This is a genomic window from Patescibacteria group bacterium (assembly GCA_041649475.1).
Classification (GTDB): domain Bacteria; phylum Patescibacteriota; class Patescibacteriia; order Magasanikbacterales; family GWA2-37-8; genus JBAZNA01.
Genome location: JBAZNA010000001.1, coordinates 334943 through 355757, shown reverse-complemented (window position 1 = coordinate 355757; position 20815 = coordinate 334943). Strand labels below are relative to the sequence as shown.

General features: G+C 45.6%; 13 protein-coding genes. 1 reads left to right on the top strand and 12 read right to left on the bottom strand.

From position 1 onward, the window contains the following. Nucleotides 1–7: 7 nt before the first annotated feature. Nucleotides 8–1255, top strand: a complete 1248-nt coding sequence (gene glyA, locus WC526_01765; protein ID MFA5061851.1) for a serine hydroxymethyltransferase — start codon at nucleotides 8–10, stop codon at nucleotides 1253–1255. Here glyA and pyk read toward each other — a convergent pair. The 12 genes from pyk to WC526_01705 form a co-directional block, all read right to left on the bottom strand. Further along, entirely contained in the window at nucleotides 1248–2684 is a 1437-nt protein-coding gene (pyk, locus tag WC526_01760) for a pyruvate kinase (GenBank protein ID MFA5061850.1), read from the bottom strand. The two genes, glyA and pyk, sit on opposite strands and share 8 nt — an antisense overlap. Before the next feature lie 19 nt (nucleotides 2685–2703). Next, on the bottom strand, nucleotides 2704–3132 hold the full coding sequence (locus WC526_01755) for a hypothetical protein (protein MFA5061849.1): 429 nt from the start codon (nucleotides 3130–3132) through the stop codon (nucleotides 2704–2706). A gap of 2 nt (nucleotides 3133–3134) precedes the next feature. Then, entirely contained in the window at nucleotides 3135–3587 is a 453-nt protein-coding gene (gene nrdR, locus WC526_01750; GenBank protein MFA5061848.1) for a transcriptional regulator NrdR, read from the bottom strand. A 23-nt stretch (nucleotides 3588–3610) separates the two neighbouring features. After that, a complete protein-coding gene (gene ftsZ / locus WC526_01745; GenBank protein ID MFA5061847.1) occupies nucleotides 3611–4834 on the bottom strand; it encodes a cell division protein FtsZ in 1224 nt (407 codons plus the stop codon). 126 nt (nucleotides 4835–4960) lie between these two features. After that, nucleotides 4961–6229, bottom strand: a complete 1269-nt coding sequence (ftsA, locus tag WC526_01740; GenBank protein MFA5061846.1) for a cell division protein FtsA — start codon at nucleotides 6227–6229, stop codon at nucleotides 4961–4963. Between the two features lie 16 nt (nucleotides 6230–6245). Further along, entirely contained in the window at nucleotides 6246–6614 is a 369-nt protein-coding gene (locus WC526_01735) for a diacylglycerol kinase family protein (protein ID MFA5061845.1), read from the bottom strand. Further along, entirely contained in the window at nucleotides 6611–7033 is a 423-nt protein-coding gene (ybeY, locus tag WC526_01730) for an rRNA maturation RNase YbeY (GenBank protein ID MFA5061844.1), read from the bottom strand. The genes WC526_01735 and ybeY overlap by 4 nt, the downstream gene beginning before the upstream one ends. Next, nucleotides 7030–8130: a hypothetical protein gene (locus tag WC526_01725; protein MFA5061843.1), complete on the bottom strand. Its 1101-nt coding sequence runs from the start codon at nucleotides 8128–8130 to the stop codon at nucleotides 7030–7032. Before WC526_01725 ends, ybeY begins: the two co-directional genes overlap by 4 nt. Before the next feature lie 10 nt (nucleotides 8131–8140). Next, nucleotides 8141–8890: a hypothetical protein gene (locus WC526_01720; GenBank protein MFA5061842.1), complete on the bottom strand. Its 750-nt coding sequence runs from the start codon at nucleotides 8888–8890 to the stop codon at nucleotides 8141–8143. A 15-nt stretch (nucleotides 8891–8905) separates the two neighbouring features. Then, entirely contained in the window at nucleotides 8906–9304 is a 399-nt protein-coding gene (locus WC526_01715) for a hypothetical protein (GenBank protein ID MFA5061841.1), read from the bottom strand. Nucleotide 9305: 1 nt separating this feature from the next. Continuing rightward, on the bottom strand, nucleotides 9306–13106 hold the full coding sequence (locus tag WC526_01710; protein MFA5061840.1) for a LamG-like jellyroll fold domain-containing protein: 3801 nt from the start codon (nucleotides 13104–13106) through the stop codon (nucleotides 9306–9308). 4 nt (nucleotides 13107–13110) lie between these two features. After that, a complete protein-coding gene (locus tag WC526_01705; GenBank protein MFA5061839.1) occupies nucleotides 13111–20814 on the bottom strand; it encodes an Ig-like domain-containing protein in 7704 nt (2567 codons plus the stop codon). Nucleotide 20815 lies beyond the last annotated feature (1 nt).

The following is a 20815-nucleotide window of genomic DNA, read 5'->3' as shown; positions in this document are numbered from 1 at the left end:
ATATAATATGTACACGCATAATTTAAAGGACTTTGATCCAGATATTTTAGCCAGTATAAAACGAGAGCAGAAAAGACAGGAAGAAGGACTGGAGATGATCCCTTCAGAAAACTTTGTCTCCCCCGCGGTCTTGGAAGCGCTGGGCTCAATTTTGACCAATAAGTATTCCGAAGGGTATGTAGGGAAGCGTTATTATGGCGGCTGTGAATTTATTGATGAAGTTGAACAATTGGCCATAGATCGCGCCAAACAGCTCTTTGGGGCCGAGCACGTCAATGTACAGCCCTTATCCGGCGCGCCCGCTAATATAGCCGTTTATTTCGCGTTACTGAAGCCCGGGGACACAGTCCTGGGTATGGATCTCTCCCATGGCGGGCATTTGACCCATGGCCACCCGGTCACCTACATGGCCCAGGTTTTTAACTTTGTACGCTATAAGACAGATGCCTCGGGAAAAATTGATTTGGACAATCTGCGCCAGATGGCTTTGGAGCATAAACCCAAATTAATTTTAGTCGGCTACTCGGCCTATTCGCGCGAAATTGAATATCAAAAAATAAAAGATATCGCCGATGAAGTTGGCGCCATGACCATGGCTGACATCGCCCATATCGCCGGGCTGATCGCGGCCGGTGAAATGGATAACCCGGTGCCGATTTTTGATGTGGTGACAACCACCACGCATAAAACTTTGCGCGGCCCGCGCGGCGGCATGATTATGTGCAAAGAAAAATTTGCCAAGGAAATTGATAAGGCAGTATTTCCCGGTTTTCAGGGCGGTCCGCATGAAAATAACATCGCAGCCAAGGCCGTGGCGTTTAAAGAAGCTCTCCAGCCGGAGTTTAAAGAATACGCAAAACAAATTAAAAAGAATACCAAAGTTTTAGAAGCGGAATTCAATGCGCGCGGATACAAACTGTGCTTTGGCGGAACTGATAACCATTTAATTTTAATGGATGTCACACCAAAGGGTTTGTCGGGCAAGCAGGCACAAATTGCCTTGGACAAGGCCGGCATAACGGTAAACAAAAACATGATCCCGGATGATCCCCGCTCACCAATGGACCCTTCCGGTATCCGTTTGGGTACTCCGGCCCTGACTACCCGCGGAATGAAAGAAGAAGAGATGAAAATGGTGGCCGGCTGGATTGATGACGCGATTATGAACTGGCAGGATGAAACAAAACTTGCTGCGATTAAACAGCAAGTGATTGAACTAACGAAAAAGTTTCCGTTGTATCCGACACTTATTTAATCTCCCTCACCTCAACCAAATTCACATTTCCGGCCTGTCCCACCGGCTCCCCGGCCACCACAATTATCCGCTCACCATTTTTGGCCAGCTTATTTTTCTTAATATAGGAAATTGAACGTTCAATTAATTCTTCAATGCTGGAGCAGGGAATCAAAATAAACGGTTTGACGCCCCAGGAAAGATTCAGTTGTCTGCGCACCCGATCTGTGCCGGTAGCCACCAGAATTGGCAAACCGGGACGGACATGACTTATAAGCCGCCCTGTTTCACCCGACAAAGAAGCCGCTAAAATTAATTTTGCCTTTACTTCTTCGGCCAAAATGCGCGAAAGTTCGCTTACGGCCGTGTCTACAGTCGTCCCGCTTTTATGAATAGCCGGCAAAGCCATATCATCATAAACGGATTGTTCTGTAGCGATAATAATTTCGGCCATTGTCCGGACCACCAAGACCGGATATCTGCCGGTAGCGGTTTCATTAGAAAGCATCAGAGTGTCAGCATGATCAATCACCGCATTGGCCACGTCGCTAACCTCGGCGCGCGTTGGCCGGCGGTTTTCGCGCATGGAATCAAGCATCTGTGTGGCCACAATCACCGGCTTGGCCAATTTTCTGGCTTCATCAATAATTTTTTTCTGCACCAGCGGCACTTCTTCGGCCGGCATCTCCAAACCCAAATCTCCGCGCGCCACCATCACCCCGTCGGCGACGTCTAAAATCTCTTCCAGATGATCAACCGCCTCGTGCCTTTCAATTTTGGCAATTATTTTTATCGGCGGTTGATTTTTTAATTTTAATTTATCTTCGTGTTGTTTTATCAAAAAGCGCAAATCCAAAATATCTTTGGCGGTCTGCACAAAAGACAAAGCAATTAAATCAACCCCCATTTCCACTCCGAATTTTAAATCTTGCTTATCTTTATCGCCCAGAGCCGGAATGGTTAATTTACTGTCAGGCAAATTAATGCCTTTATGCGAGGTGATTAAACCGCCTTCAACCACCTGGCCCTTTATTTTTGTTCCGCTAACTTCCAAAACTTTTAACTCAATATGTCCGTCATCAATCAAAACCCTATCCCCTTTTTTAATATATTTATGCAAATCGGGATAATCAATGGGGAAATTCTTCTTAAATTCCTGTATGGAAGTGTCCAATATTATTTGTTCGCCTTCTTTAATCATCACGCCCTTTTCCGGCATAGCGCCAATTCTGATTTTCGGTCCCTGCAAATCCTGCATAATTGCAACCGGCTCGCCGGTTTTTTCTTCCACCTTCCTGATATTTTTTATTAATTTCTCATGGCTTTTATAATCACCGTGAGAAAAATTCAAACGGGCGATATTCATGCCCGCTTTGACCATGTCGGCTAAGGTTTTCACATCCGCGCAAGCCGGACCGATGGTGCAGCAAATTTTGGTTTTTTTAAACATATATTATAATTTCCGCAAACTATTTATTAATCAGGGCCTTTACCTGCGCCTGTTTGGCCGGATCCAGATTCAACATTTTAATAAAGCTGTCTATGGTGCTTTGACTGGAGCCGGAATTTTGGGTCGTGCCGGTTATACCTCCCAACAAATCGCCATACTGCGACCAGACATTCTTAATTAACGGCGGCAAAAATATAATGCCCAAAATAAGCGGAGCGACTATTAAAATAAAATACAGCCAGCTGACAACGGCCGACCACAGCAATTTGTTATTTATCTTCCGGTTCTGTTCATAAATAATCTGCGACCACTTCAAATTCTTCCGAACTAAATCCTCCAAACTTTCTTCTTTTTTGGGTTGTGCTACTTCAATTTTCGCTTCGTCTTTTCCGTCTGTTTTTTTCTCCGCCTCGGAACTTTGTTCCGGAATTTTGTCATGTTTAAACATATTTATTTTTTAGATAAATTTTTAAGCTCCTTGGCAAATGTGCGCACATCCTTAAAATCACGATACACGCTCGCGAACCGAATATAGGCCACTTTATCAAAACCGCGCAAATGTTTCATCACGATCTCCCCTATTTCAGAGCTGGAAATTTCTTTGCCTTTTATCTTTTGGATATCACGCTCTACGGAATTCACTAACCTGTGGAAACTATCACGGGTATACGGCCTTTTGGTCAAAGACATTTTAATACCGCTTTCCAGTTTGTCCCTCATATAGCTTTCCCGGTGACCGTCGCTTTTTATCACAATAATATCCAATAATTCCATTTCTTCAATGGTGGAAAAACGAAAATGACACTTGTCGCATTCGCGGCGGCGTCTGATGGATAAATGGTCTTCCGATGACCGCGTGTCTATCACGCTTAAACTATTATTATTACAAACCGGACAACGCATACAAGCAATGCTAAGCCGAGTTTTTATATTCCCATTTTCTTTCTTATAAAGGCCGGAATTTCCAATTCTTCATCTTCGCTTTTCGGCGCTGAAGCCGAAGAAGCAGAAAATGGTTCGGGCGCTCTTTTATTATTAACCGGCGCGACCGGCGCGTTCTTTTGGATAATTTGTTTAAATTTCTTTTCTTCCTCTTCTTCATCCTTCTGCATCTTGCGCATAAAATTGCTGGGGGTGAATTTGCCGGCGCCAAAAAAAGATTGCGATTCGTCTTCAACTGCCGGCATATTTGGCCGACGGTCATCAAAGCCGGTCGCCACCACGCAGATACGCATATTGCCGGTTAAACTATCATCTATAGTGGCGCCAAAAATAACCTTGGCGTCCGGCGAAGCCGAGCTGGTGATAATTTTGGCTGCCTCGCTAACCTCGGTCATAGTCATATCCGGACCGCCGGTAATGGTAAACAGTATACCTCTGGCGCCGTCAATGGACAATTCCAAAAGCGGACTGGAAATAGCCGACTTGGCCGCTTCCGTCGCTTTGTTATCGCCGCTCCCTGTGCCTATGCCCATCAAAGCCGAACCAGTATCCTTCATGATTGTTTTGACATCGGCAAAATCAACATTAATGAGCCCAGGAATGGTAATGAGTTCAGCAATACCTTGCACGCCTTGTTTTAAGATTTCATCGGCAATTCTAAAAGCATCAAGCAATGTGGTTTTCTTATCAATGACCTGAAGAATCCTGTCATTGGGTATGGTGATAATCGCATCAACATTTTTGGCCAGCTGTTCCCAACCCCTGTCGGCAATGTCAGATCGTTTTGGCCCTTCAAAACCAAACGGTTTGGTTACAACCGCCACTGTTAACGCGCCAACATCTTTGGCAACCGCGGCCACTACCGGCGCGCCGCCGGTGCCTGTGCCTCCGCCCAAGCCGCAAGTGATAAAAACCATGTCCGCGTCTTTTAGTGTTTCTCTGATTTCATTTTGCGACTCTTCGGCCGCTTTTCTGCCTATATCCGGATCCATTCCCGCTCCCAATCCTCTGGTGACACTTTTACCGATATGTAATTTTTGCGGAGCGCTGTTATGATGCAAGGCCTGAACATCTGTGTTCATGACTATAAAATCTACCCCTCTAATTCTGCTGGCAACCATTCTATTGACGGCTGATCCGCCGGAGCCGCCGACACCAACAACTTTTATTTTGGCAAATGTTTCAATGTCCGGTTTTACTTGAGGCATATAAATAGTTTAAAAAAATTCTTGAACACAATTTGTGTTCACCCTCTTCTAAATAAATAACGGAGCTTTTCTCCGCTATATAGTTTATAGGTTAACTTTGGCGCTGTCAAGCAAACAAAAACACCCTCATGGGATAAGTGCTTTTATCCATTTTTTGAAGTTGCCGCCGGCATTACCAAGGCCTTTTAAGTTGCGCATGAGCGCACCATCAGGCCTGCTCGCGCCGGCTCCCATCATATTAGTACCCCATTTAACCAAACCAATGGCAGTGGCAAAACCCAAATCATTGATTTTGTCAGTAACGCTGGTCATGTTTATCGGATAGCCCAAAGTGGCCGGTAAACGCAGAACCTTTTTTGCCATTTCAGTGAGACCGGGAAGTTTGGCGCCGCCGCCGGTAAACACCACTCCGGCCGGGAGCAGGCCGCTGCGCCCGATGCGCCGCAATTCCTCATCAACTTTTTGTAAAATTTCTTCAACCCGGGCCGAAATTATTTCACTTAAATATTTCTTTTTAATTAATTCATGATCAGACGACCCCACGTCAAACAAATCAATTTCATCATTTTTGACAGTTAAATTAGGCACACAATCGCCAAACTCAAGTTTTACCCTCTCGGCCATATCAACCGAAGTGCGCAGGCCAATAGCCACATCATTGGTAATATGTTCTGACCCAACCGGCAAAACCGCAGTGTGAAGCAGCTCGCCTTCTTCAAAAACCGCCAAACTGGTGGTTGAACCGCCCAGATTTATGACTGCCACCCCCAATTCTTTCTGTCTTTTGGTGACAACGGCTTCGGCTGTGGCCAAAATGGAAAGCACCATATCCTCAATATCAATGCCGGCGCGATATACGGCTTTGGTTAGATTTTTGATCTGCGAAGATGCACCTAAAATAATATGGGCATCAACCTCAAGACGAACGCCGGTCATGCCAATCGGGTCTTTGATGCCGGTCTGACCGTCAACCGTATAGGCACAGGGCAAAACGTGCAAAACCTCATAATTGAGCGGTGTGGCAATGGATCTGGCCGCCTCAAGCGCGCGGGCCACGTCTTCTCCGGCTATTTCACTGTTTGATTTTGAGACAGCCACCACGCCTTTACTGCTTTGCGGCAAAATATGCAATCCGGAAATTCCAACCCAGGCCGTGTCAACCGGCACGCCCACAACTCTTTCTGCTCTTTCCAGACAGCCGGAAATTGAAGATACAACATCTTCAATACTGCTGATAACACCCTTGTGCACGCCTTCAGAGGCATATTCAGCGGCCCCTAAAATTTGCAGTTCCGGTGCTCCGTTTTCTTTTTCAGCCAATTGTCCCACAGCCATTCTCACCATGTCCGAACCGATATCAAGGCCGCTAATTAAATGATTATGTCCGCGTTTCATATAAAAACATTATACATCATTTGAACAAATTTATGAAGTGAGGCAGGAGGATAATGGCCCCCACAATCGCCGCCACCAGTGATGTCAAAAAAACAGCTCCGGCCATCAAATCTTTTACAATATGCACATAATGATGTAAGCGCGGTTTTAATAAATCGCTGAAATACTCAAAGGCGGTATTTAAAATTTCTACCAACAAAACCAGTAAGACCAGCATCATCAGCGCTATCCTTTCCAAGTTGCGCAACGGGAAATAAAACGCGGCTATCATTACCAGTATCCCTACCAACACCTGCAGGCGAAAATTTTGTTCGGAATTAAAAACAAAGGCCAGTCCGCGCAGGGCATGAATAAAACTTTTAAAAAAACGCTTAAGTGAAATCATAAAAACTTTTTAACTATGTCTTCCTGGATTTTGAACATTTTTTTGGCACCATTTTCTTCCACATGGTCATAACCCAACAGGTGCAAAACCCCGTGCGTCAAAATTCTGATAAATTCTTCGCCGGCTGACACCTTAAATTCCTTCGCCTGTCTTTGTATTTGCGGATAGCAGATATAAATCTGGCCGATAAAATCACTGTTTATTATTTTATCTTCTTGCCAGGCAAACGACAGCACATCCGTCACTTTATCTTTTTTGCGGTATTTTTTATTTAATTTTTTAATCACGCTTTCGCCAATAATATTTATCTCAATCTGGCCGGCGAATTTTAACTTTTTTCCAATTAAACTTAATATTTTTTTTATTTCCTGATCAGATGGCGACGCTTTTATCTCCCGATTTATGTAAACAGAAATCATAGGGCGGTGGTAGTAGCTTCAGTGGTAGTAGCTTCGGTTGGAGTTGGCTCGGTAGCGGGTAATCTCATACTTCTGGCTATCATTGTAATGATTGACTTATAATTAGCCGTCATTGAATCGGTGGTGTGATAGACAATTACATACGCGTGGTTGGCATCATAAAAATAGTAAACCAGATGATCGCTTCTGGCCATGCCCTGATCTTTAAAATAACCGCCAAAAGTAGTCAGATCGCCATAATTTTGGTCAGGGGCCCACTGTCCGAACCAGTCAGCAAAACTTAGGGCCGGATCATGGTCAAAAACTCTAACCTCAATATTTTCTCCGCCCAAAGTACTAAAAAGCATGTCCCTATAACTGCCATCCACATTACCGGCGGCCCAATCGGCCGGATAATATAACTCGTAGCCAAAAGTCGGGTTGACAAAATCCTTCACGTATCCGGAATCAATGAGCCGTACCGGCGCGATGCCGTTTGGATTGTATAAATTATAAACCTCTAAGCCGTCATTATAACTGTCATTATCAGTATCCGGTATATTTGGGTCGGTTCTAAAAACCTCCTCGGCCACATCGGTTAACCCGTCTTGATCAGTATCCACGCTTTCAACAAGAAGCTTTGAAGGAAACTCAATCGGCGCTTCGGCTGAAAATTGTGGAACGGTGGAGGTGGGTTCAGGGGTAACAACGCTCGTTTCGGTTGAAGTTTCCGCAACCACCGGAACGGTTTCCACCGGATTATTTGTTATGGGCACGGGTGCGGGTGTAACCGGTTTATTCGGATATGCTTGCCGAATATAATACCAGCTGGCGCCGGCAATAAACAAAACAAACAGCGCTGCTCCGCCGATCAGCAAGTACTTCCGGTTAGAAACCAAATTAACCGGATGCAAGGCCTCGGAACCGCCGACCGCGGTGGCTTTATCAAGTAAGCCCTTTTCAGTCGGAGACAATTTTGGTTGGAGCACCACCTCTTTTTCAACTCTTTTAAACTTAACCACCGGGTTCACTCCCCCATAAAAATCATTCGGGATGGTTTGAACCCGTACTAATTGTTCTTCAGTTTCGGCGGGCGCCTGTTTTTTTTGTGCAAACATATATTAACGTTTACTTTGAGCTTGTTGACACCGGTGAGGTTGTCGGGGTTGGAACACTAAATAATTTTCCCGGTCCGAGCGGATCATAACCGCTCCGCACCTCCTGGCCATCCGGAAAACTATCGCCGTCGGTGTCGGCTTTGAGCGGATCAGTATGCCAAATCAAAACCTCATCGCCGTCTGACAGCCCGTCGCTGTCAGTATCGGGATTTTGCGGATCAGTGCCGATTTGTGTTTCGCGCGCGTCGCTTAATCCGTCTTTATCGCTATCTACTGTATTTCCAAAAAGTATATTATCATTTTGAACATCATTGGAAATATTACTGGTGGCAGTGACGCTGGGGGTAGCCGCAGTTTCATTGACTTGAGCGGAGGGTGTCGGTTCTGTAGTTTGTGGAGGTTCTGGTAAAGGTGTCTGGGTTTGAACCTGAGTTTGAATAATAGTGTTTGTCGCCCTAAAATATTTGGCATAAACAAACCAGCCCCCACCGGCCAAACCAACCACAATGGCCGCGATGATTAAAGCGTAAGCAACCTTGCCAAAGATCGGTTCGCTGATCTTATAGGTCTGGGTTTGGGCCGTTAAGGTGTTTAGATCCGGAGGAGTTTGGATTCTTGAATCTTTTTTCTTAAGCAACCCGGCCGACAAGGCATCGGGAATCGCGGGCTCGGTGTTTTTTTCCACACCGGCAAACATATCCACCGGCTCGGTCGGCAGATTTTTTGGCGGGTTGGCTTGTGGGTTTTGGTCTTCAAACATAAAGGTATATTTAAATTATTTAGTTGGATGACTTTTAACATCAAGCGGATTGGTGCGGTATCTGACTTCTTTACCATCCGGAAAACCATCTCCGTCGGTATCGGCTTTAAGCGGATCAGTATGATAAACCGAAATTTCAATTTTATCAGTCAGACCGTCCCCGTCTGTGTCCGCGTTGTTTGGGTCCGTCTTGTATTTGGCCTCATCCGTATTTGACAAGCCGTCGGCATCACTATCGGTTTGAACGATGGTCTGGATTGAATTGTTAAACTGGGTTTGTTTTTGTAAAAATTCCGCTCTTTTAATATCCTGCGGATTGGTCTGGCTGGTTTTATTACTTTTTATCCGCAAATATACAAATATACCAACTCCCGCCAGCAAAACAACCAATATAATTATAATTATTTTTTTCATATTAGTAGATGATGGTATATTTACATGTAATCTGATCTCCACCTCCCAAATGAAACTGACAAGTACCGGAACCTGAAGTAGTACTGCAAGGAGATCCTATTGGTTTATAGGTACAACCAATCAGAGGATCACAAACCGGATTTTTACAGGGGTTACTGCTGGCACAGTTGGTCGGGGTGCCAGCTCTGCAGGATCCGCCCTGACAAACATTGTTATTACACACATTTCCGCATGAGGTGCCGTCTGGTTTTAAGGTTAAACTACCGGTACATTCATAAGAGGTTCCATTGCAGGTTGCTGGATTCTCACATTCACTGTCAACCACAAAGCCCGTGCATGTTAAACCAGCCGCTTTATATGTGCTTTGCGGACAATCTGCAGAATAACCACTGCAGGTGGCCCCGCTGTAACACGGTTTGCTAGCCAGATTGTCATAACAATAAGCCGTGGCCGATCTAAAAGAATCTTCCGGACAAACATCATTTCCGGCCACACAATATTCGGCAGTGTCGCAAGGTCCGGCCGATGCCCGGCATAATCTTCCGGCCCGGCCAATACAAGAAGTTGAATAAATAAAGTATCTTGGGGCAGAAACAATTGAATTAACGTCCAGGATATTATCCGCTAAGGTCACGGTGCCGTTTGAATCAACGATATTAAAGACCTGCCAATAACTCGCGGCCGGACTATCAGACGGCAAGGCGCCGCTTAAATAATAAGTTGCCGCCGGCAAACCGAAATGGCGATAATTAGTATCACCTTCCGGCAAATAAACCTCCACTTTCAAATTTGCCGAAACCTGATATGGCTTAATCGGACCTCCGGATCTGACATAAAAAACATAATTACCGGAATCCATATTTGCAGTATCAACTGTAAACGACTCCTCTTTTAACAAATTAGGAGTATCGCCAAAGCCATGATACCAAATACCTAATTTTTTATGATCCGAATCAGTTTGGGTATAATAATCCTTACCTGTGGAATAATTGTAAACCACAGTCTGGTCAACATAATCGCCGGTCACAAACTTAGACCCCTCAATAATCGGATCGCTGGTTTGGGCTGGGTCTAAAAATCCGCTATAAAATTCTCCGTCGCCGACCCAGCTGACCACCACCCTGATATGACTGGGTTGTGGTATCATCGGCGATAACAGTAAGTCATTTCTCCAAGGTTGTTTTTCAAGCGGATCAGATATAACTGAAAATGGAAAAACATGAGTAGTACCATCATTAACAATCAGCTTATAACTGGTTTTTCCGGTGGAACAAATCGGATTTGGATTTAACAGCCCTCTGGTGTTATTACAAGCGTCAGGATGAACGGAACTTGAAAATGAATAATTTTTATAGAACGTATTGGCCGCGCAATAGCCGGTAACTTTAGTAGCAGTAATGGGAGAGAAGGAAAAATCTTTCTTTGTTCCCAAATAAAGCTCCAGTTTGGTCTGGCTACCAGTATGCCCACCGACTCCCATCAGCGGATTTCCTGAAAGTGGATCAATCGCATTAAGCACATAACCACCCACTTCAACGCCATTTACCGGATCTAAACCGCAGGCTATGCATTGATCCTCTCCAGTCGTCAATTTCACCGCTTTACAATTATTAACACAGGCCTTAATACCTTTTTTAACGGTGTTCGCATTTGCAGTTTCGCTTTCACAATCCTTCACAACTTTGAGCCCACCGTGTCCGGTTACCGGATTTTGAAAGGTATATTTAAGAATATCAGGATAATTGCAGGTCAAACCGCCGCCATGACCGCCTTCATTTGTCGGCGTACAAAATACCGTGCTGGAAACATAAATATCTCCATTACCAGGATCAGTGTCGCAAACTTCTGTTCCTTCTATCAGGCCATTGCCGCAATAAGCAGTGGGCTGGACATCAATCACATTCTGGCAATCGGCCGAACAGTAAGAACAGGCCTTATCGTATCCGGGCGTACAGGGCTTACCATTATTCGCTCCCTTGTCACAGGCCTCACTGGCATCTACGTGTCCATCACCACAGGCCCCGGGAGTACTGGTGGGCTCTTGACTGACCGCGACAGTGCATGATTGGAGCAGTGGCGTAGTGGAACTATTAGCTATATGAACTTCGTCTATTATTCCATTAAAATAACCTGAAGCACCGGTTCCATCATTATTATGGCCGGCTCCCACAAGCAGGTTATTACCGGCATTGCTTATACTAACCGCACCGCTGCCTTTTAAAATATCATTAACATACACCTTTGCGGAGCCATTGTTGTTTACAACCTTAACATGCTGCCAAACACCAACATCAAACGCATCAGCAACGGCAACTCCGGAATATCCAGACCGCATATAGGTAAAATTGGCTTTGCCGCTAGCAGAACCCTGACTTGTATACATCATCCAACCCAGACCCGCGTTCCAATTATTTTCAGCCATAATCATTCGCCAATTATTATCCGTTTGGTTGATCTTCATCCAAAAATCAGCTGAAAAATATTTATAAAAATTCATAACGGTGCTGGAAACAAATGCTGTTTGTCCATCAAATTGTATGGCCTGTCCGGAATGGCCGTTTACAATTGAATAGGTGCCATAAGCCATCGCATCCTGACCGTTTCCGCTTTTATCTATAATTGTGGATCCATTCATGTCTGTGTTATCAAAAGTCCACAAGGCAAAATCATTTGCCACGGCCGGTTGTTGGGTCGGATAAACTATATGACAGGTGTTATCGCACACTATCGTTCCATTTTTTCCGCTTGCCGTACATGGCTGGTTACCGTCGCATTCTTCCGAACCGTTTTTAACACCATCGCCGCAATAAGGCCCATACCCTTGGCAGTTCCAACTGCAGGAATTCGCTCTTTGCAACGCCCAAAAATCAACTCCGCCCTTATCACAGACCTCATATTTTGGATTTACTATATAGTTTGGCGAAACGCCATCACCGCAATAACCCGGGGATCCGTTTGGGTTATGTGAACTATAAGGGGCAACTTTTCCCGTACAACTTGTATTGCAATGATTATAGGTTCCGTTTAACCGGCCATCATCACATTGTTCTCCTGATTCTATAATGCCATTGCCGCATTTGCTTAAAGCCGAACATAATATATAGGTTGGCGCAACTGACCACTTACAGTCCGTGCCGCATTTATCAACTCTGATTTGGTTAGGATGAATCGCGTCCGGCGAACAAGCGCTATATCTCATGCTTCCCGGCGGGTCGCACTGCTCGTTCGGATTCAAGACCTTGTCACCGCAAGAACCCTGCTGAAGGGTTGATATCTCCTGATCATTATTGCATATGCCATACTGCTGGCTTATTACAATATAACTATGATTTGGCGATTCAGTGGTGCTGACAAATTTATATACAAAATTATCATTCCAATTGGCAATCGCGTTGCTGTTACCAAAAGGATCTTCAAAATGCGCTAAAATTTTGTAGGTGGTGGTGGAGATGTCAATATATCTGTAAGCATAAGAAGAAGTGGAGCAAGCGAAGCTAAACCGACGATTAACAGTGCTCCAGCCAGTGGCCGGATCGTGCAAAATACAACTCTCCGGCGTGGTTGTGCCGATCATAGCCGGGCAATCAGTGTTCTTTACGCAGAAATGATTGGTTGAAGAAGCGCAGGTGCCGGCCGGCGCCAGTTTATTAATCGGATCAACCGGTAAAGCTACGCCAACCGCGTTGCCTAAAACAGACCAGGACGGCCAAACGCTCAAACTCTGTCCGCTTAAAAATGATCCTTCTTTTATAAGCGGCACCATGAACAGAAACATTATAATCAAACTTGCTTTTTTACGCATACAATTATTGCCCTAATGCTTTTTGAATTTCATTTAAATCCCGCAATCTTTGATAATTGCGTTTTAATTTATCAATTTGCGCGGAACAAATCTGTCCACCTGAACAATCAAGGTCGGTCTGACAAGAAGTGTCGCCGGGACTCTCCACATCCACGCCACAGCGTCTGTAATTAGTTAGATTAATATTAAAATGCCAATTGTTAATCATTTGTTCAAAGACCTTCCTGGTTTCGGGCCGGGCATCGGCGTTTATACTAAAGAGATATACATTGGTATATAAATTCCCCGAAACCGGCGATGTCGTAGCGTAATTGAGCGCGTCAACGTAAATATTATTGCCGTCGGAAAGCGCGTCATAACCGTCTATGGTGGTTGGCTGCATATTTCCGCCGGTGACAAATCCCTGACCGCCATAGGTCTTGCCATATTGGAACCACTGTTCAACCGTTAAGTGCTGGGTATTGGGAAAGACCTGAATACCAATGGCGTCATTGTTTTTGGCGCTGGTAAATATGAAACGTTTAAAAGCAGTGGCGTCGCTCACAATCGTCGGTGAAACCTGTACGGCCGCGCGCATATAAGGCAAATCATCGGCCGTTCCGGGCGCGCCGTTATCCGCGCAATAATAAGTTCTAAAATTGAAGTATCCGCCAAACGGAGATGCCGGCAGAGCCGTATTATCAAAACTATCGGCCGTTAAATTATAATTATCATTATTCCCCAATTTATCTTCATAAGGGAAAATCATAAACGGCCCCTGATTATTATAATATAAATTCTTCGGCGGCCAGGGATTTTCACACAGGAAAACAATCACGTGCGACTTGCCGGTTGCCGCCGGGCCGGTCTGGCTGGTGTATTTATTGTCAGTTATATTAGCGGAAGCCCAAACATCAAGTTCACCATTCCGATTTTGGGCAGTAATCATATTGAGCGATGAGGTGGTGTTTGTCAAAGTAACAAAGGCATTACTGCTGGGACCCCAAACATATTCCCAGGCATAATATCCGGGTATAATTTGTATTTCACCGCCACTCGCCGCCAGGGCCTTGGCCTCTAGGGTGCTGGTCTGCCCCACACTGCCAAAAGCCACTGCATTTGGAGTCACACTAACACCACTGACCTGACAAATCTTAGGCGCGGTTACAAATCTCCAATTAGTGCTGGTATCAATACTGACGCCATTTGTGTCTTTGAGACCATGCTTTAAAATGATGGCATAACTGGTGTCTAAAGCCAAAGGCGCTTGTAGTTTCACCATTATGGTACTGCTTGATAACATGGCGGGCGTGCCCAAATCAAGGCCGGCGCACCATTTAGTCGGGGTATTGCTTTGGGCCGTGGCTGTAAATCCGAATAATGATTTTACAAATTGCACAATATTTGTCCAAATCTTTTCATACCACGGTAAATTGGCGTTCGGACTATTCAAAACAATTAAATTCGTGACATCAGAATTGGCCGGGCAATTATTTGTATATTTTGAAACATCAACTATGGTCAAACCGCTACTATGGACCGCATAGGCATAATTGCCGCTAACCGCAATGTTTTGCGACACATAACCCGCGTGTACCAATCCGGTATACACCTCAAGATTCTTGGGAATGGCGGGATCGGAAACATCTATGATGTGTATTGCTCCGGAAGCATCAGTCGCAAAAACCAAACTATTATAAACATTAATACTACTAAGGGACCCTGCGGTGAGAGCGGCCACACTGTGCGGATTGGCCGGATTGGAAATATCCAAAATTTGCAGACCGCCGGTGCCGGCTAAAAAGGCATAATTTCCGGAAACTTTAAAATCTTGAGCATCATTGACTTGGACTGAACCGATTGTCCTGGGATTGGCGGGGTCGGAAAAATCCATTATCGTAAAATTATTATTATCCAACAAAGCAATATTGTTTCCGGCCGGCTGGATTTGTCTTGGTGAGATTGATAACTTGGTTGAAAAAGTAGGACCGGCTGGATTGGCGACATTGATTATGTTTCCACCATTAGCGCTAATCACATAAGCAAACTTTCCGGAAACGACAATCCGGTTGGGATTGGTTATGTTTACCAAATCAACAGAACCCACTACCGTTGGATTCGTGGAACTGGATATATCAAATATTTTTAAAGAATTCGCGCCCTGATCAACAATATAAGCATACTTCCCTATTACATAAACATCGGCATAATTGGCAGTATTAAGCGGTGTCCAAATTGGCAATGGATGTTTGGAATCGGAAATGTTGATTACATTCAGGCCGTTTAAACTGTTGGCCACATAAGCATAATTGCCGGAGACAAAAACGTGACTTGAACCGCTCAACCCAACCGTGCTGTCTATATTCAAATTCGTGGAAAAATTTTCGCCGATACCGCGGGCAATTAATAAATTCCCGGGTAAACTTTTAGCATCAATTGAATTGCTGAACTGCGCTTCAATCACTGTGTTCGGACAAACATTTTGCGCGATTGGAGTGGAAGTTGTACCGGGGTACACTTTAGTTAAGACCGGTTTTTTATAACAGCAGGAATTGGCGCCGAGCCCATAGTCATCCCCCAAAGCATTCTTACATTCAGCATCCGTCTTGTATCCGCAGGGAATCACAAATTGGCCCTGCCCCGCAATATTTTTGCCGCTAACATTGGCCGTTGCGGAAATGGTGGAGCTTTGCGCCGGCGGTGTGCCGCCAACATTGGTTGAAAGCCCTTTGCCCAAAACCAAGGCCCACGGATCTGTCTTACCGACGTGATCGGTGGTTATAAAATTATTATTTTCACAGGAAACGTCTTCACCAATACCCACCGCCTTATCTCCGCAAACTGAAGGCGTGGAATATAGGAGCGAAGAACCAGCATGTTTATTATCCAAATTACAACCTCCGTTGGAACAACTATTAGCCGGCGCATTGTCAGTCGGAGCGTTGTTTGATTTTAACAAACAAATACGATTACATAAATTTTGATCCCAACCACCTGACCCGTCACAGCCCGGATCTTCGTCCGGACTTAAGACCTTATCACCGCAGACGCTAATTGCCTTGGCGCAGGCAGCTTCAAATTCTGTTTTTGTAAAACCCAAACCGGCATAATCCGTAAAATGAGTATTGCACCAGCTGGATGCAAGCGGGGCGCCCAAATGCAAGCATTTATTTGAACAATACATTGATGAAGTCGGACTAAGCGGGTTGGCCGGTATGCCGATGTCGCAATCCTCCCCTGTTCCCAAGAATCCGTTTCCGCAAACCGATGAACTGACGCTGGTGGCGCCGGCCGACTGGGCGGAGCCGGTGTTGGTTTTGTTTATAAACAAGCAATTCAAACTGCAATTATTATTTTTATCAGGAAAAACGCAATCCTGGCCGGCTTGCGGGTTGCCGCCGCTTCCGCAAAGCGGAACCGTATCGCTACCCGCCGGAAGTGTGCTCCCTCTGCGGATGCAATCTGATGTGCAATACGGGCTATACCCTTGAGTGCTAAATGTTGCCACTGTGGCCGCGTTTACATCAGACGAACTCCAAACCCAATTCTCTGACCAGGGATTCAATTTTTGGCCTTTGACACTGCAGGCATCAGGCGCTGAATATGGCTGAACATTAAACACAGCCCGGTCATTATTTTGTCTGGCAGTAAAGACACTGGGCAAAACTTCGGTACGATCAACGGCACACGAAGTTTGTTTGGTTGTGAATTTCCAAATAAATTGTTTATTATATGGTTTGCTGGTGCCGGAACGGCCAATAACAATGACGTTGCCGTCTGCATCTCTATCGGTTAACAAACTGGAAGCCGACCACAGCTGATCCGGTGAATTCGGATTAGAACTGCTGGCTGACAAAACCACTTCATAAATCGTATTCGGTTCAAGATCAACATGGTTCAAACCGTAATTATTTATTTCTAAAAGCGTATAGGGCGGATTTGAATTTTTTTCAAAACTAACCGACGGCAAGACCACCGGCTGGGTCTGCGCGCAATTTTCATCCAAACATTTATACAAATGCACGGCGCCGCTGTCTAAATTTAAATCAGACATGGTGGTATTAAATTTGGCGCCAACCTCGGCATTAGCGCAGGCCTCATTGCATTTTGGCCAATAGTCAACCACTTCCGGAGTATTTAAATCTATTTTGAGTGGGCTTGAACCGGTATGGCTGACAGTGCCGGTTGAAACCGTGGCCTCAACATCCACGGAATTATTTGCCAACCCCACTCCCACGGTATTGGCCAAAGCCGAAATTAAAGCATCGGTTTTGTGTACGACCGTATCTTCTTTTAAAGCAAAAACGTCAGCATATTTTTTCTGGTTTGGATCAGGGTTGGCCACGTTCCAATCCCAATTCAATCCGCCCGGGTTCATCCAAATACAATGCTGATCGCTTAAAATATGGCCGCTATAAACAAGATCCACACCCTCATCAGAAGGACTGGACCGGTATTTAATCGGCGCTTCCAAGACCGATGCCCAGTAAGAGTAAGGCGTTATGGCTACCGCTTTAATTTTGCAATCCTTAGCATCAGTTTTAAACAAGAAACAATAAGCGGTATTGGTAATACCCGCACTATCACAAGGCGCGTCTTTGGCCAGATGCATCAGAGCAGTGCCGGCACCGGCAGAAATATCCGCGCTTAAAATCACCTGATACCAGGTATTATCTTTCCATTTACCGGTGTTATTGTTATAATCCTGACTCAAGTCCAATTCCAGATCATTGGTTGATTGCGTACTATGTTCAACAACATAGTCACCGCTTCCCAAAAAGCTGGGGCGGGGCGTTAGCTGGGTGCAGGTTCTGCTCGCCACATTCACCGTGCTTGACTCGCATTCACTCACCAGAATGTCTCCTCTGGGAATCGGATTGATATTATCAACGCTAAAATCCAAGACAATGGAGGCGGTGCGGCAGACATTATGATGGTCACCACTATCATTAGTGTCCCATTGGACGCTGGGCGAAGGCGAAGGAACATTTTTACCGGCATCCGACTGGCTATCGCATCTTTCAACTAAATGAGGCACCTTAGGTATAGGTTGAGTGGCAAACCGCCAGATATAACCGGCGGATATCTTTTCATCAATACATAAATCGGTTTTGCACATCCCCGCTTCGGGCCCGGCCGCGCAGCAATGGTAACCCGCTTGCGAACAACTGTTTCCATTTTGCACACAATTTGAAACTGTAAATAGCGCCGAGTTGCTCATCTTACTGTCAGAACTTCTAAAAACTACCACCGGACCGGTTTGAGTGTTGTTGGGAGGAAAAACATTCAAGTCAGAACCGGAAATATTTGGGTTAGCTGCCTTTATGCGACCAGTTATAGTAGACGCATCCGCGTTGGTATTCCAAAAATACACATCCGGACTTCCGCCAAAATATTCTCCATAAATTTTCATCGGATCTGCGCCGGTGCCAAAAGGTACCGGACCGGAAGCCGGCGAAATTCCGCAAATGCCCGGCGCCGGATTGCCTGTTTCCAGTTTAAAGGTTGGACCGATCGGGCTCCAGCCCTTATCAATTTCAGACGGCCTCACTTGTACAAAATATGTTTGGCCGGTCTGACCGGCGCTCTCTGGAAATTTAACAATAATTTTGCTGTCGCTCCAGATATTATCTTTACAACCGGCCGGAAAATCAAACGAACCATTGATCGCGTCTTGGTCATTGGCCGGCTGGCCGTTATTGTTAACTTTAAACCACACCCTCCCCTGCTCTGCGCCAAAATTATTTCCGGTTATGGTCAGATATTCACCCTTTGCGCCGTGATCAGGACTGATACTAGTAATAGTCGGCGTGGTACTGTTTATTCCCTCGCCAACAAAAAAGGCGACACTGTTACTGTCTATGTTTTCTTTAGTAACCTTGACGGCCGCCGGACCGGCAGAAAGCATTGGCACTTTTGTTTTAATAGTGGTATCTCCCCAGACATTAATAAAGGCCTGCAGTTGTCCGAAGGAAACGGCGCTGTTCGCCAGTTGCACGGCGCCGAAATTTTTACCGGAAATGGTAATGCTGTCGCTGGGCAAACCATTGGTTTTATCCAGAGAACAAATTCCCGGACGCACCAAATTATTTACCACAAAATCAGGAATAAGCGGCCCAACGACATTATCATTAGTAACATCCACAAACTGCTGATCAGCGGTAATCAATCTTATCGGTCCGGTTATGGCGCCTTGCGGAACAGTAGCAATAACCTGCCACGGTTTCCAGGCACCGGCCCCACAATCGGCCAGAGGCGCTACAAGCCAACCGCTCGCACCGGTAAAATATACCTGACCCCTGGCAGTGCCAAAATATTCTCCGGAAATGGAAACATAAGTGCCAACCGCTCCGGATCCCGGCGATACGCCGGTAATCCGCATGCGGTCAACACAAACACCCGTAGTTTGACCTGGTGGTATTTTGCAATAACCACTGGCACAATCAGTATCTTGAGTACAACTTGAACCCCCGCAACCGCCGCAACCGCAATTTTTTTCCGGCGCGCAACAGCCCAGTGGTCCGGCCTGATCTTCGTTTCCGTCTAAAATATTATTCAAACAATGGGGCGGCTTTAAAATCGCGGCATAATGATCAACAGCACTTTGCATTGACCAGTCATAACCCTTAGCATCAAGACCGTGCGCGCCATCTGATAACCCGGCTGTCGGCCAATTTATGGTGACACTGCCGGTTTTTTGACAGCCGGAAACTGTGCCGCTGCCAACATAGTTATTATCCGCTTTCAAATCAATTTTTTGTACGCCATTATCGTCCGTATAACTGATTTTAACCGGCACCACCTGGCCGGTTACCAGTTTATCGTCGGCAATATTTTCTATTTTCACTGTCGGCGGCGTGCGGTCAATGCCGTCGCCGGTTGTAAATTGTACATCAGTGCATTTGGCTCCGGCCAGGCAATTTATAGCCCGCCCGTCAGCGGATTTGATGGCACCGCCATTTTTAAAATGCAAAGTGTAGTTAGTGGAAGCGAGCAAACAATCATTGCCGTTATCGGGCGCGCCGCAGGCCCCGACCGGTGTAAATTTGGCCGTGTTACCATCAACCACGCTCCACACTCCGGCCTGTTCATTGTTATTGTTATCCAACAGCACTACACTTCCGGCCAATGATGCGGCGTCCACATCCATATTAAAGGTAATGGCCGGATTAACATTCCTGATACAAACCTGTCCGCCGGCAGGCAAAGCGGTAATATAGAAAGCGCCGGAAGTAAAATACGGATTATTCGGAGCCGTGCAAGGCCCGCAACCGCCGCCGCCACAATCAACCGCCGTTTCACCCTCATTTTGAATGCCATCAAAACAATGCGCGGGAGTTCCGGTGGTGGCACCAAGCAGTGAACTGATTATAAAACTGGTAATCGCGTAGGCAGATAAAATAATCGCCAGCCCGATAACGGCATTAACCAAAATCTTTTTGGCTTGAGCAATTTTTTCTTCGTTGCCGCCGGCTGTCATCCAGGTATAACCGCCATAAAGAACTAAAACCAAAGCCACAATTCCCAAAAGTCCCAGAGCCGTTCTGATAATATTGGCCACTATCACTCTGATATCGGTTGTAGGTAAACCGATAGTAGAACTCACCTGCGCCAGTCCCAAATCAGGACCTTGCTGGGCATTTGAAATTTGAGCAAACCAAAACAAACCCCCGGCGATAACCGCAACTGCCGATAAAATTATAAATATTTTTTTAAACTTGGCTGGCATG